Annotated in this window: 14 protein-coding genes and 1 pseudogene; 12 read left to right on the top strand and 3 right to left on the bottom strand. The window is 34.1% G+C overall.

Features of this window, described 5'->3' with window-relative positions; translation table 11 throughout:
• The first annotated feature begins 13 nt into the window (after positions 1-13).
• The 8 genes from Y7E_RS0115360 (at position 14) to Y7E_RS0115325 (ending at position 8,546) form a co-directional block, all read left to right on the top strand.
• The gene (locus tag Y7E_RS0115360; RefSeq protein WP_017152158.1) at positions 14-835 is read left to right on the top strand and encodes a peptidoglycan-N-acetylglucosamine deacetylase; all 822 of its coding nucleotides are present in this window, start codon (positions 14-16) and stop codon (positions 833-835) included.
• A 17-nt stretch (positions 836-852) separates the two neighbouring features.
• Positions 853-1,509, top strand: a complete 657-nt coding sequence (locus Y7E_RS0115355) for a YkyA family protein (RefSeq protein WP_017152157.1) — start codon at positions 853-855, stop codon at positions 1,507-1,509.
• 454 nt (positions 1,510-1,963) lie between these two features.
• On the top strand, positions 1,964-2,641 hold the full coding sequence (locus Y7E_RS0115350; protein WP_017152156.1) for an MgtC/SapB family protein: 678 nt from the start codon (positions 1,964-1,966) through the stop codon (positions 2,639-2,641).
• Between the two features lie 176 nt (positions 2,642-2,817).
• Positions 2,818-4,191 carry a sigma-54 interaction domain-containing protein gene (locus Y7E_RS0115345; RefSeq protein ID WP_017152155.1) on the top strand — a complete coding sequence of 458 codons (1,374 nt, stop codon included), beginning with the start codon at positions 2,818-2,820 and terminating at the stop codon, positions 4,189-4,191.
• Positions 4,192-4,470: 279 nt separating this feature from the next.
• Positions 4,471-5,427 carry an agmatinase gene (speB, locus tag Y7E_RS0115340; protein WP_017152154.1) on the top strand — a complete coding sequence of 319 codons (957 nt, stop codon included), beginning with the start codon at positions 4,471-4,473 and terminating at the stop codon, positions 5,425-5,427.
• A gap of 23 nt (positions 5,428-5,450) precedes the next feature.
• Positions 5,451-6,875: a sodium:solute symporter family protein gene (locus Y7E_RS0115335; RefSeq protein ID WP_017152153.1), complete on the top strand. Its 1,425-nt coding sequence runs from the start codon at positions 5,451-5,453 to the stop codon at positions 6,873-6,875.
• Positions 6,876-6,941: 66 nt separating this feature from the next.
• Positions 6,942-8,267 (top strand): aspartate aminotransferase family protein, encoded by a 1,326-nt coding sequence (locus tag Y7E_RS0115330; RefSeq protein ID WP_017152152.1) that lies wholly within the window; start codon positions 6,942-6,944, stop codon positions 8,265-8,267.
• Between the two features lie 3 nt (positions 8,268-8,270).
• On the top strand, positions 8,271-8,546 hold the full coding sequence (locus Y7E_RS0115325; protein WP_026049222.1) for a DMT family transporter: 276 nt from the start codon (positions 8,271-8,273) through the stop codon (positions 8,544-8,546).
• Between the two features lie 28 nt (positions 8,547-8,574).
• On the opposite strand, the gene Y7E_RS0115320 is transcribed toward Y7E_RS0115325, so the two are convergent.
• On the bottom strand, positions 8,575-9,564 hold the full coding sequence (locus Y7E_RS0115320; RefSeq protein WP_017152150.1) for a Gfo/Idh/MocA family protein: 990 nt from the start codon (positions 9,562-9,564) through the stop codon (positions 8,575-8,577).
• 154 nt (positions 9,565-9,718) lie between these two features.
• Between Y7E_RS0115320 and Y7E_RS0115315 the strand changes: the two genes are divergently transcribed.
• From Y7E_RS0115315 to Y7E_RS0115295, 4 genes and pseudogenes are all read left to right on the top strand, one after another.
• A complete protein-coding gene (locus tag Y7E_RS0115315) occupies positions 9,719-10,252 on the top strand; it encodes a GNAT family N-acetyltransferase (RefSeq protein ID WP_017152149.1) in 534 nt (177 codons plus the stop codon).
• A 366-nt stretch (positions 10,253-10,618) separates the two neighbouring features.
• A pseudogene (locus tag Y7E_RS29950) lies at positions 10,619-11,272 on the top strand (sugar phosphate isomerase/epimerase family protein); the annotation flags it as partial.
• 225 nt (positions 11,273-11,497) lie between these two features.
• Positions 11,498-11,704 (top strand): alpha/beta-type small acid-soluble spore protein, encoded by a 207-nt coding sequence (locus tag Y7E_RS0115300; protein ID WP_003197017.1) that lies wholly within the window; start codon positions 11,498-11,500, stop codon positions 11,702-11,704.
• A gap of 245 nt (positions 11,705-11,949) precedes the next feature.
• Positions 11,950-13,200: a bacillibactin exporter BcbE gene (locus tag Y7E_RS0115295; protein ID WP_017152145.1), complete on the top strand. Its 1,251-nt coding sequence runs from the start codon at positions 11,950-11,952 to the stop codon at positions 13,198-13,200.
• 79 nt (positions 13,201-13,279) lie between these two features.
• Here the strand turns inward: Y7E_RS0115295 and Y7E_RS0115290 are convergent, their stop codons facing one another.
• Positions 13,280-14,119: an MBL fold metallo-hydrolase gene (locus Y7E_RS0115290; RefSeq protein ID WP_017152144.1), complete on the bottom strand. Its 840-nt coding sequence runs from the start codon at positions 14,117-14,119 to the stop codon at positions 13,280-13,282.
• Positions 14,120-14,219: 100 nt separating this feature from the next.
• Complete coding sequence (locus tag Y7E_RS0115285) at positions 14,220-14,831, bottom strand: LysE/ArgO family amino acid transporter (RefSeq protein ID WP_017152143.1); 612 nt, start codon at positions 14,829-14,831, stop codon at positions 14,220-14,222.
• Positions 14,832-14,946 lie beyond the last annotated feature (115 nt).

Genomic DNA, 14,946 nt, shown 5'->3' with positions numbered 1-14,946 from the left:
GGAATTTCATAGAATGGGAAATGTATTTAATGTAAAAAGTATAATAGTTACAATAGTGGCTATTATTGCTATCGCAGTTGGGTATTTTATGTTTCAATCAATCACATCATCGGCCAGGGCAGTAGCAAATCAAGTGAATTCAGTACAGCTTGCAAGCGAGCAGTCAAAAGTTGCGATGAATAAAACAGCACCAATTCAATTTAATGGTCAAGTGAGAAAAGTTGCTTACCTTACATTTGATGATGGGCCAGGAAAATATACGGCTGAACTGTTAAATATATTGAAACAAAATGATGCGAAAGCAACATTTTTCTTAATCGGTGCGAATGTAAAACAGTTTTCAGATTTAGTAAAACGTGAAAAAGCAGAAGGTCATTATGTGGGTATGCATAGTATGACACATGACTTCAAAAAATTGTATACAAGTGGCGAGTATGTGAATGAAATGAAAGAAGATCAAGGCTTAATAGCAAATATTATTGGAGAAGCTCCAAAATTAACACGTCCTCCATATGGTTCCATGCCTGGTTTAAATGAAGCACTTCGTAATAAAGTAGTAGAAGATGGCTTTAAAGTTTGGGATTGGACGATTGACTCTTTAGATTGGAAATATAATAAAATGCCTGTTGATGCTGCTTCAGCCAAAATCGCCCAAAATGTACTTACAGGTGCAACGAATCCAAAAGAAGTTATCTTAATGCATGATATTCATCCACAATCTGTTGCCGCAGTACCAGCAATTATAAAAGGGTTAAAAGAAAAAGGTTATGAATTTGAAGCGTATCATGAAGGTGATCACTTTTCGGTGAATTTTTGGCATGATAAACGTATGTAACATAGGAGGAAATGACGTTGACTTATAGAAAATTAGCACTAGTTGGAGCACTATCAGTAGGATTATTATCAGGTTGTTTTGGCGAGAAACCAGAAGAAAATCTATTTGTTGCATTTGAAAATGCAGCTAAACAAGAAAAGTCGTTATTTGAAGATGCGAAAAAATTAGAGACGTTGGAAAAACAAGGACAAGAATTATATGCTCAAATTATAACAGAAGGAAAAGAGCATAATGAGGCGGTTGTACAAAAACTAGACCAGGCAATTTCAAATGTGGACGATCGTGAAAAAATATTAAAAAATGAAAAAGATGCATTAGAGAAAGCACAGAAAGAAACGAAATCAGTTCAAAGTAATGTAGAAAAAATTGAAGATAAAAAAATACAAAAACAAGCGAAAAAAGTAGAAGAAGCTTATAAAAATCGTTATGATGCTTTTCAAAAAATGAACGAAAGCTATGTGAAATCAATGGCAATTGAAAAAGAGCTTTATGCGAAATTAAAAGTAAAAGAAACAAAGTTAAAAGAAATTAGCGAGAATGTGAAAGAAGTAAATAAATTAACGGAAGAAATGAAAAAAGAAAAAGAGAAGTTTAATAGATATACAAAAGAGTATAACGAAGGAAAACTAGCATTCTATAAAGAAGCGGAAATTAAGATTAAGGAACAAAAATAAAGTATATAAATCCAAATTTAAAATAGACATACACCCTTTCTTTTTAGACGTGAGAGAACATCAGGCCATGCATAGACCGTGGTCAATTCCTCTTCTTGCCTCATGCCAAGTGAAAACAGAGAGGGAAAATAAGTGGAAGTTACCTTTTTCTTCGTAGCGGCGACTTATATGTCGAAAAATTAAAATGGATTTACATAGTATGATTTTAGGTAATACGTAAATTTAAGGTGTAGGGCCCGAATACAAAAAAATCATATAATACTTAGATCAAATAATATAGATAAAAAAGCCGAAAGAACATTTAAATCATAATGTTTTTTTACGGCTTTTTTTATTTACAAGATAGAAAAGACTGGAATTGAAGTGCTAAAAGAGTTATAGTTTAATATTTAAAGGAAAAAATGATGTTTAAGAAAAGAAATGATGAACATCATATAAGTAAGGAGAATGAAAAATGACATATGAATTTTTACTCAAATTAGGTTTGGCACTCTTTTTAGGCTTATTTATAGGAATTGACAGGCAGCTAAAGAATAAACCGCTTGGTGTGAAAACAAGTATGGTCATTTCTGTAGCGAGTTGTTTAATTACGATGGTTTCGATTGAATCAGTGAATGTTTACTCTTCACCAGGACATACAAATATGGATCCGATGCGTTTAGCAGCTCAAATTGTGAGCGGCGTTGGTTTCCTTGGAGCAGGTGTAATTTTAAGAAGAAATAACGATGTGATTTCAGGATTAACAACGGCATCAATGGTTTGGGCAGCATCTGCTTTAGGGATTGCAATTGGAGCAGGTTTTTATATACAAGCAACAGTTGCGATGATTTTAATTATATTGGCTATTAATGTACTGCCACACATTGTTAAGATTGCTGGCCCTTATTCTTTAAGACAAAGGGATTTAGCAATTAAAATTATAGTAAAAGAGCACCGAGAATTGGATGGTATTTTTAAGCAAATTAAAAACTTAAACATGCAAGTGAAGCGTGTGAAAATTAAAGATATTGACAGTGAATCTCAGCAATTAGAAATGGTTATATTAGCACCTGAGGATTTATATACAACCGAATTATACAGTTCATTAAAAGAAATTGATCATATTGTTTCGGTTGAAGTTGAAAGTAGATAAAGTTTTTGTTGTGAAAACCTTCCAATTATGAATTGAAATTGGGGGTTTTTCTTGTTGTATTAAATGCCAGAAAAATAATATGAGGGAACTTTATGCTTTACATTTCTATACAAAATCAAATAAAATATTCATTGATAAATAGACTGAATTTTCTTTATTTGGGCGGGGGTGAAAAATTGTTATATTCAGAATTTGTTTCTGAAACAGAGATGATATTGGAATCTTTAATGGATGATTTAATTGTAACAGATGTAAATGGGACGATTCTAAAAGCGACACAATTTACCGCTGATAGATATGGAATTAAGTATGAAAGCTTAATCGGTGCTTCTATTTATGAGTTGGAACGAACAGGTATTATTACTCCGATTGTGACACCGTTAATCATACAAAAAAAAGAGAAAATCACAGTTGTTCAGCTTACAAAGACAGGAAATAAATTGCTAGTAACAGGAATACCTTTATTTGATGAAGAAGGTGAAGTGTATCGAGTAGTAAGTTATTCTTATGATGTTTCGGATTTGATAGAAATTCAGAAATACTTAGATCATATGCAAGAGGAACTGGAGCGTGTGAAAGAGGAAGCTCAACTTGCATTGCGTGAAAAAATTACATCAGTGGGATTAATTGCCGGTGATCCTGCTATGTATAAAGCAATGGAGACAGTACATCAAGTTGCAGAGGTGGATGTAAATACAGTTCTGCTTGGGGAATCAGGAGTAGGAAAAACGGCTATTGCTCGTTATATTCATGATAAAAGTCCAAGAAAATATGGCCCTTTTATTGAAGTGAATTGTGCTGCTATACCTGAGTCTTTATTTGAGGCTGAATTCTTTGGGTATGAAGCAGGCTCTTTTACAGGGGCGAAAAAAAATGGGAAACTCGGATTTGCAGAACTAGCTCACGGGGGGACTTTGTTTCTTGATGAAGTAGGAGAGCTTTCACTTGAACAACAAGTAAAGCTTCTTAAGTTAATTGAAGAAAGACAGTTCTATCGTGTAGGGGGTACGAAGCTTAAAAAAGCAGATTTTCGTCTTATTGTCGCAACAACTCGTGATTTAGAAGAGCTGGTAGTGAATAAAAAATTTAGGCAAGATTTATATTTTCGTTTATACGTTGTACCAATTTTGATTCCTCCATTACGTGAACGACCTAAAGATATTATGAATTTGATGTATTTATTTTTGAATAAATTTTGTACTCAATATAAAAGGAAACGGGAACTGGATCAGGCGGTCATACAAATTTTATTACAGCAAAAGTGGAAAGGAAATGTAAGAGAATTAATGAATATAATAGAACGACTCGTGATTACATCACATTCAAAACTTATTACCATTGAAAATATACCAGATTACTATAAATTTAGGAGTGGTGATGAATTCGTTACAAAACCGTCTCAAACCCTTACAGAAATACTAGAAATGGTAGAGAAGCAAGTATTATTTGATGCTAAGAAAAAATATAAAACGACTGTGAAAATAGCAGAGAATTTAGCGATAAGTCAGCCTTCTGTAGTAAGGAAATTGAAGAAGTATAAGATAAATTAAAGTTATGAATTGTGAGAAGATGGATGAAATATTTTCGTCCATCTTCTTCTTTTTTTCTAAATTGGTATGATATTTGCGTTAATAAACAATACAGAGGGGGAGAGAACATTGCCTTCTATATAAATACTTATTTTCAATGCCTTATGATTTAGCAATAGAAAAATAAGTAGGGGATAAATTGATAAGCCGATCTTTATTAGTATGAGGTAAAGAATATCCCATTAATGGAAGAATTATTTTATTTAAATTAGTAGAAAAATAAATGGTAGGAGTGAGAAAATGTATAAACCTAAGGATTCTGCTATGTCACCTCGTTTTTGTGGAGTGAAAACGTTTATGAGACTAGAACAAAAAAATACTACTGAAAATGTAGACTTTGCAGTGTTAGGAATTCCCTTTGATACTGCACAGTCGTATCGTGTGGGAGCGCGTTTAGGACCAAATCATATTCGGAATTTTTCGAGTTTATTACGTCCATATAATCCGGATCAAGCGATTGATATTTTTGATTATTGTTCAGGTGTAGACTATGGAGATTTAGATATTGTACCTGGTAATATTCATCGTACATATGACAACATCGTAGAAGGTTTAACACCTTTATTAGAAAAAAGGATTGTACCTATTATATTAGGTGGGGATCATTCTATTTCATTAGGAAATTTAAGAGCATTCGCAAAGCAATTTGGCCCCATAGCTCTTGTTCATTTTGATTCTCATAGCGATACATGGGATCATTACTATGGAGAAAAATATATGCATGGAACTCCATTTCGGCGGGCGGTTGAAGAAGGGCTTATTAATACCAGTCATTCTATTCAAATAGGAATGCGTGGTCCTTTGTATGGGCCAAATGATATAGAGGATGCGAGAGAGTTAGGCTTTGAAGTTATTCCAATGAGAGAAGTGCGGAAAATTGGATATACAGAAGTGTTACGGAGAATTCATGAACGAGTAAAGGATGCAGTAACCTTCGTTTCATTTGATATTGATTTTATAGATCCTGCATACGCACCTGGAACGGGAACGCCTGAAATTGGCGGGCCTACAACGATTGAAGCAGTGGAACTTGTGCAAGGATTAGATGGATTATATATTGTTGGATTCGATTTAGTAGAAGTATTACCTGCGTATGATAGTGGAGAAATTACAGCAATTGCGGCATCAAGCATTGCATATGAAATGATTACTCTTGTAGCGATGCAAAAACGTCGTAATTTAGTCAGACTAAAATAATATGTATTGAAAAGGAGGATGTTATGAATAAAGTAGATGTATTACTAATGATTGGCTATTTTTTAATTATTATTAGTATTGGTTTCATAGGGGCAAGAAAAGCGAAAACATCTGAAGATTTTATGGTGGCTGGTCGTAGTTTAGGTTTAGTGATGTATCTTGCTTGTTTAGCAGCAGTAATTCTTGGCGGGGCATCTACAATTGGAACTGCAAGATTAGGATATGAATTTGGTATTTCGGGGATATGGCTCGTTGTTATGATTGGAATCGGAATTATTCTATTAGGAATATTTTTAGTGAAAAAAGTATCGAAATTCAAAATTATTACAATTAGTGAATTGTTAGGTTTACGCTTTAATTCCCAAACGAGAGTAATTACTTCATTAATTACTTTTATATATGTAACCATGATTACTGTAACCCAAGTGATTGGTATGGGAACTATATTAAATGTCTTGCTTGGATGGGACATTAAACTTTGTATGTTACTAGGTGGTAGTGTTGTTGTTCTCTATACACTACTTGGCGGAATGTGGTCTGTAACAATGACTGATATATTTCAATTTATTGTAATGACAATTGGCGTTTTTGTTATTATGTTACCGCTTAGTTTACAAAAGGCCGGGGGATGGGCTAATCTTCAAGAGAAATTACCACAAAGTCATTTTGAATTTGCTAATATTGGCGGCGATAAAATATTTTCTTACTTTCTCTTGTATTGTTTAGGGGTACTAATCGGGCAAGACATATGGCAACGGATCTTTACGGCAAAGACAATTGGAATTGCTAAGAAAGGAACAATTGGTGCTGGAGTGTATTGCGTATTATACTCGCTTGCAATTGCCATTATTGGTATGTGTACAGCGGTTATTTATCCGAACCTAAGTGATCCACAAAGTGCATTTATCACAATGGCAATTTCAATATTACCAGCCGGTTTATTAGGGATTGTCATTGCGAGTATTGTTTCGGCTCTAATGTCGACAGCCTCGGCGACATTGTTAGCTTCTTCAACGTTAATTGTAAATGACATAATAAAAGGTACTTCATCTAAGGGATTAAGTGAGAAAGCTATGATTCGAATGTCGAGAATCGCAACTTTAATTGTCGGAATATTCGTAATTGTAAGTGCTATATGGATTCAGGATGTTATTGTAGCGTTAGATGTTGCGTATGCAATATTATCTGGTTCAGTGTTCTTTCCGATTATTTTAGGCTTGTTTTGGAAACGTGTAACAGACAAAGCTGCGTTTTACTCTATTATTTTAAGTGCAATCGTAACAATAGGTGGTTTAATTGTACAAGGTCTTTCTGCTACAGATCCAATCTTATATGGAATGGCATGTAGTGTCTTATCAATTGTCATCATTTCGTATTTAACCTCACCAGAATTTGAAAAGTATGAAGAGTGGAAAGAACAGCATACCAATGCAGATGTAGATGCGTAAGCAAATGAATTAATGATTTCTGTAAAAACCTTGGAAACAGTTTGACAATTTAAAGGAGGAATTTATATGAGCGCAAACTGGAAATATTTAATTGAAAGAATGCCGCAATTATTAGCACCGAGTATGGCGAAAGATCATCCTAATTTACCAGTTGTAAAAGAAGAAGGGTGTTATTACTTTGGTTTAGATGGAAAAAAGTATCTTGATTTCACATCAGGTATTGCAACGACCAATGTTGGACATCGTCACCCGAAGGTTGTACAAGCAATTAAGGATAGTGCAGATTGTCTAACTCACGGTCCATCTGGAGTTATTATGTATGAGTCAATTTTGCGTCTTGCGGAAGAACTTGGGGAGGTATTGCCACCTAAGCTAGATTGTTTCTTTTTTGCAAATAGTGGTACAGAAGCGATTGAAGGGGCAATTAAGTTAGCAAAATATGTGACGAAAAGACCATATGTTGTTTCTTTTTTAGGTTGTTTCCACGGGAGATCAATGGGATCATTAAGTGTAACAACTTCCAAAAGTAAATATCGGAAGTTTATGCAACCGAATGGGCTAACGTATCAAATACCATATGCAAATATAAAAGATTGTCCAGAAGGGATTGATCCAGAGAAACACTGTGTTGAAAAACTAGAAAGAGATTTTGAAACATTATTTAATCATCAAGTTACACCAGAAGAAGTTGCATGTGTAATTGTAGAGCCTGTGTTAGGAGAAGGGGGATATGTTGTTCCACCAGCAGCGTGGTTAAAGAAAGTTCGTGAAATTTGTAATCATCATGGAATTCTATTAATCTTTGATGAAGTACAAACAGGGTTTGGGCGGACAGGTGAATGGTTTGCGACACAAACATTTGGAGTAACACCGGATATTATGGCAATCGCGAAAGGAATTGCATCAGGCTTACCTCTTAGTGCGACGGTTGCTTCAAAAGAGTTGATGCAGAAGTGGCCTCTAGGAACGCATGGTACGACTTTCGGAGGAAATCCAATTGCATGTGCAGCAGCTTTGGCAACGCTTGAAGTAATGAAAGAAGAACGACTGGTTGAAAATGCTAAAGAAATGGGTGCTTACGTAGTTCAGAAATTGTATGATTTAAAACAAAAACATGCTGTTATCGGAAGTATCCGAGCTGTTGGGTTAATGATTGGAATTGAAATTATCCATCCAGAAACAGGTACACCTAATAGTGAAGCTTTATTTAAAATATTAGATATCGCATTAAAAAAAGGCGTGCTGTTTTACTTCTGTGGAAATTCAAGTGAAGTTATTCGAATGATTCCACCACTTTCTGTGAGAAAGGATCAGATTGATGATGGTTTAACTATTTTAGATGCGGCACTTACAGAATATGAGGAAGAGTTGAAGGTTTTGGTGAAGAACTAAAAAATAGTTGGTGTTGTGATGATTAATAAATTGCATAAAGAGAAGAATTGGCAGTCACTTGTTATGTTGATTTTAGGATTTGGTGCGAGCTTTCTGTTTCTTGCGATTGTAATGAAAAGTTTACCGATGGGAACAGCGTATGCAATCTGGACTGGAATTGGTGCATCAGGAGGAGCTATCCCCGGTATGGTTCTATACGGAGAATCCAAAAGTTTTCTTCGTATTTTGTTTATCAGTATGGTTTTAGGGGCTGCAATTGGTTTGAAATTAATATCGTAAAAAGGTGGTGAAAAACCACCCTTTTTAATTATTTTTTGAAATCAGCAGGAAATGAAAGGCCAATTTGTTTTCTAGCTTCCTCCATAATTTTCGCTGTAATCATAGAAGTTGTATGAGAATTTACAGTGGACTGTAATTGATTTTGTTCAATAAGTTCAATAAATTCTTTTGTTTCGTATGACATGGTTGCAATGGACTGTGGATATGTAATATCTTCAATACGTCCATCAGGATAATGAATCTCTATTTTTGTAGGTGAGCTAATTTTATCAATAATTATGTTACCCTTTTCCCCTTGAATTTCAGATGGTACATATGAATTCGATATTTTAGAGTACATAATTACAGCTTCCATATCATCATATTTTAATAAAAGGCTACCTTCTCCATCTACACCAGAATCTAGAAGGTAGGCATTTGCTTGTACATGAGATGGTGCTCCAAATAGCACAACCATTGGATAAATGCAATACACTCCAATATCCATTAATGCGCCGTTTGAAAGAGCAGGATTAAACGCATTTAGAATGGTTCCTTCTTTATAAGCATCATAACGAGAAGAATATTGGCAGAAACTTGCAAAATAACGTCGAACCTTTCCAATCTTATGTATGTTATCTTGAATGGTTTGGAAGTTGGGAAGAAGGGTGGATTTTAAAGCTTCCATTAAAACGACATTATGTTTTTTAGCGGTTTGAATCATTTTTTCTACTTCTTTTGTATGAGAGGCAAGTGGTTTTTCGCATAATACATGTTTACCATGTTCCATAAAAAGAATAGCTTGTTCAGCATGCAGCGAGTTTGGACTTGCAATGTAAACTGCATCAATTACATCGCTTTTTGCCATGCTTTCTAAGCTAGTAAAAGTGGTAGCTACGTTATATTTACTTGCAAATGCTTTTGCTTTGTCTTTTGTTCGTGAATAGACTGCGGTTAGAGAAAAATCTTTTAGTGTAAGGGAGTCCTCAATAAACTTAGTTGTGATTGTGTTTGTTCCAATTATTCCGAATCGTATCATCTAAATTTCTCCTTCTGTAAAATATTTTCGTGATTGTTTGCCGTAGAAAACTAATTATATAGAGAAGTAAATAAAATATTAAATCATTTGCTTAACCAATATAGATCATATAGTTTCTTTTGATACAATGAAATATAAATGGGGAGGAGAAAAAATGGATATAAAAATTAGAAAGGCAATAGAAGATGATATTGAAAGTATAGCAAAAGTGCATGTTGAGAGCTGGAAGGTAACATATAAAGGGATAATACCTGATGGAATTTTAAATAACATAACACATGAAAGCCGAGAAAAACAATGGAGAAAAATCTTTAAACAAGGGGCATCTGATCAGTATAGATATGTGGCGGAAACGTTAGAAGGAAAAATTATAGGATTTATTGACGGTGGTCCAGAAAGAAGCGGGAAATATAATTGCGATGGTGAATTATATGCGATTTATCTTTTGCAAGAATATCAAGGGTATAAAGTGGGACAACGATTATTTCAATCACTTGTGTCAAAATTTATAAAAAATGATGTTCGTTCTATATTAGTTTGGGTTATATCGAATAATCCTTCAAAAGGTTTTTATGAAAATTTTTCTCCAGAGCGAGTCGATACAAAGTTTTTAGAGAGATTGAATGTTCAAGAAACGGCGTATTGTTGGAGAGATATGGATAATCTTTATAGATTAATATCTAATTGAACGAAATTACACTAATAATATAATTATGTAAACATTTAATAGAATTCAAAAGGAGATATACAACTTACTATGTATATCTCCTTTTTTATCCCGCTATTCGCGGACAGTAAGACCTCCACCTCAAAATTCAGCAAGAGCAAAAAAGTTAGGTGGGGGGACGGGCTGCCCGTAAAAGCCCGATTGGTGAGGGCTAATAATCAGTGGGGGATGAAGAAAAAAACCACTGATTAAAGTTTCACTTTATATGCACTTGGTTGTTGAAGATTTATAGATCATTTTTGCATATCTTAAGATTTTTTATGTACTGTATCTATAACCTATCAAGAGATTGGATTGTAATTAAGTTGAAAATTATAGAAGAAATACATCGCGATGATAAGTGATTATTTAGATATTTCATTGTCAGCAGATTTTGAGAAAACGATGGAAAAATCAGAACAATTAGCATCGCTAGCGAATTGGTGTAATACAAATAAGATTCGTACATTTGCTGGACAAAAACGAAGCAATAGTTTTACAAAAGAAGAACGTCAGGAATATGTAAAACGAATTCGCATTATTTGTGATTTATTTGCACAGCACAATATGTACGTGCTATTAGAAATATATCCGAATACATTAACAGATTGTTTAGACTCAACTCTAAAATTATTAGAAGAAGTGAATCATCCATATTTAAAAATTAATCTCGACTTTCTTCATATATGGGAATCTGGTGCGGATCCAGTAGAAAGTTATCGCCAATTAAAGCCGTGGGTATAGCATTACCATATGAAGAATATATCTGCAGCTGCTCATTTAGATGTCTTTGAACCTAATAATGTATACGCATCAGCTGGTAGTCGAAAAGGAATGGTTCCGTTATTTGAAGGCGTTGTGAACTACGAAGAAATCATTAGAGAAATTCAGGATACGGAACATTTTGCTTCGCTAGAATGGTTTGGATATGATGCAAAAGAGGTATTACGAGAAGAAATCATTCGGTTGAGAAGAAAACAACTGACAGTATTGACTCCATAAAGTGAAACATTTTCGATTGTTAGTGTGATGAAATGCAATATTTTCGTTTTTGAATAAAGATAATATTAGAGTGGAGATAAAAAGAGTCTCGTTTTCCGAGATTCTTTTTTTCATGAATTCAAAGTGTAAGTTATTCAAAAATAGTCTTATTTAAAGGAACCATAATTTACCATGTATTTTATTTTGAAATCTATACATTTTAATATGTAAAGGAGGTGAACGGAAATGGCTAGAAATCGTAATTCTAATCAGTTAGTATCGAACGGAGCACAAGCTGCTCTTGATCAAATGAAATATGAAATTGCGCAAGAGTTTGGTGTGCAACTTGGTGCTGACACTTCTTCTCGTGCAAATGGTTCTGTTGGTGGTGAAATCACGAAACGTCTTGTAGCTATGGCAGAACAACAGCTTGGTGGCGGGTATACTCGTTAATGTAAAGGTATATGAAAGAAGGGAAGAATTCTTCCTTTCTTTTTTTATATCGTTTTTTAGTGAAAATAAATTTTTCCATTTAATAACACGGATATAATGTTGTAAGGATTGGAAAAGTAGAAGTAATGCTATGTTATACTCCAATTTCTTTTGTTATATAAGTTAAACAGCAGACAAAATGTGATAGTCCTGATGAAATTTAAAATTGAATTTCATCAGGGCTACTATATGGAAAGAAATACGAGATGAAAGGTTTCGAAATCAACATGTTTAAAAAAGAAAACTGTTGTTTAATTGCACTTGCATCTGTTCCGCTTGTTATGACATTAGGAAATTCAATGCTTATTCCAATCCTTCCGACACTTGAAAAAAAACTCCATATCTCTTCTTTTCAAGTATCCATGATTATTACAATATATTCTATCGTCGCTATTTTATTGATTCCGATTGCTGGGTATTTATCGGATCGCTGGGGACGTAAAATGGTAATGGTTCCAAGTTTGTTTATTGCAGCTATCGGCGGTGCGATAACAGGTTGGGTATCATGGAAAGTGGAAAATCCGTATGTCTGGATTCTAATTGGAAGGGCGATTCAAGGGATAGGTAATGCTGGAGCAATGCCAGTTGTAATCCCATGTGTTGGCGATTTATATAAAGATGAAAAACAAGTAAGTACGGGTTTAGGGGTTATTGAAACGTCAAATACGTTTGGAAAAGTTCTAAGTCCAATATTAGGTTCTGCTCTCGCAGCAGTAGTATGGTTTTTACCATTTTGGGCTATTCCAGTTTTATGTGCTGTTGCTATCGTCTTATTATTACTATTAGTAAAAGCAAAGAAACAAGAAAATCAAGCACCGCCTTTTAAAGAATTCATTCAATCAATTAGTTCGACTTTCCGAGAAAAGGGAAGATGGTTAGTCGCAATTTTTGCATTAGGTGCTATCATTATGCTCATATTATTTGGAATTCTTTTTTATTTGTCTACGATATTGGAAGAGAAATACAACATTCATGGAATTTGGAAAGGATGTATACTTGCGATTCCATTGCTTGTATTATCAATAAGTTCATACATGGCAGGAAAGAAAATTGGTGACGATCAAGTTGTTATGAAAAAATGTATATATATAGGATTTATATTAGCAGCTGTGTCTGTTATATTGCCGTTATTTTTAAAAGGAATTTACTTGTTAATTCTTTGTCTTGTCATTATGGGGATAGGAATTGGTATAGCTTTACCATGCTTAGATGCTCTTATCACACAAGGAATTGAAAAGGAACAGAGAGGAACGGTTACTTCTTTCTATAGTTCGATGCGTTTTATTGGTGTAGCAGCAGGACCACCTCTATATTCTTACTTTATGAAGGGAACAGATTATGAAGTGTTTTACTTAACCTGCATATTTGCAGTTACGGGAGCAATTATTACAATTATATGGATTAAACCTAAAAAGAATAATGAATCTTTACATTCAGTTCCGAAACCTACATCTTAACTTGGAATTTTATAAGAGATAGCAAAAATCTATCTGTAAATCATTACAAATGGATTTTTTGGTATCTCATTTTAATTGGTTAGTTCTCTTTCGTATTATCAACATAACGACCATAATCAGGTATTGCCAGCTGATCAAAATTTTTAACAAGTTTATTCAGGCCTGTTGTTAATGACTCACCAGATATCGGAGTTCCATGACCTGTAATTGCAATAGAAGGTTGTAAACTCGCTAATTGTTTAACTGAATGCCAAGCTTTTTGCCAATCGGTTGTAAAGTAGCGTGGAGGGCCATTTATCTCTTGCTGTTGCGTGAAAACCTTATAGAGTGAATCCTGTCTTACAGTAATAAAAGCATCACCAGCAATTAGTACATGATCTTTTTGTCGGAATAAAGAAATATGTCCAGGTGAATGTATCCATTTCCAATCTGGTAATTCTGGAATAGTACCATCGGCAGGTAATAATTTGATATGATGGTCTAGATTTATTGGTTCATTTGGGAAAAAAGAAGATATTTTCGCGATTAAACCGCCTTCAACACTAGAGTCAGGTTCTGGATAACTCATTTTACCAGTTAGATAAGGAAGCTCTAGTTCGTGTGCATAAACATTGACATCCCATTTTTTTATGAGTTCAATGACAGCACCGATATGATCAAAATGTCCGTGTGTTAAAATAATAGCCTTCAATTGAATATCTGGGCCAAATCGATTGGTTAGTGCAGAAATAATTTGATTTACAGATTTAGGCATACCTGTATCAATGAGTACACATTCGTTGGTTTCTTGTGGATTTCCGATTAAACAAACATTAACAATTTGAATAGGTAAACAGTAAATATCAGGAGTGATATCTATTCCTAATCTACTTTTGATAGATGTCATAGGGATAAACTTATAATCTTTGCTATATTCCATATAAGTAACGGCTCCTTTTGTGAACAGTATAAATAAAATACGACTTCAATTATTGTTTAACAATTACCTATAAATATACTGAAACGTTATACTTTCTTTTCTAAAACATGAGTTGCTTCAGCATATAAAGAGCAACTCCCCAAACAATAACCCCTGAAATTTTATTTAGAATTGTAATTGTGCTTCCTGATGGATCTACTTTTCCAAGCAATCTCCCTGCAAATGCTAAGCCAAGAAACCAAAGCCAAGAAACCGTAATTGTTGTGAAAGTAAAAGCCCATTTTTCGCTGCCTACATATTGAATAGAGTTTGTGCCAATGACGCCAATCGTATCTAGAATTGCATGTGGATTCAATAGGGAAACAGAGGCGGCAAAGATAATTTGCTTTTTGATAGTCATCTTTTTTGCTTCAATCGTTTCTTTTGTAGACTCACTTTTCCAAATCATCCATCCCATATAAATCAGAAAGAAAAATCCAATTACATAAAGTGTTGTTGTTAACCATGAAAAGGTCAGAAGCATAAGCGATACACCTTGTACTGCAATCAAAATTAAAATTGTATCGCAGATTGATGCGGTTAGAACAACTGGTGTAGCCCGCAAAATAGTTGGTTGACTAGCACCTTGGTTAAAGACAAAGACATTTTGTACACCTAATGGAATAATGAGTCCAAACGCAAGAACCATTCCGTGAAGGATTGCTTCAATCATTTTATTGCCTCCCATATAAATAGCTGAAATATGATAGTGTATATTGTATAAAAGAAAATCAAATTTGTATCCATCCATATGGTTGGATAACAAACCAACCAAAAATAAGTGGAGT

The sequence above is a fragment of the Bacillus bingmayongensis genome, assembly GCF_000299035.1.
Classification (GTDB): Bacteria; Bacillota; Bacilli; order Bacillales; family Bacillaceae_G; genus Bacillus_A; species Bacillus_A bingmayongensis.
The sequence above is the reverse complement of the archived record's forward strand: the minus strand, read 5'-3'. Positions and strand labels throughout refer to the sequence as shown.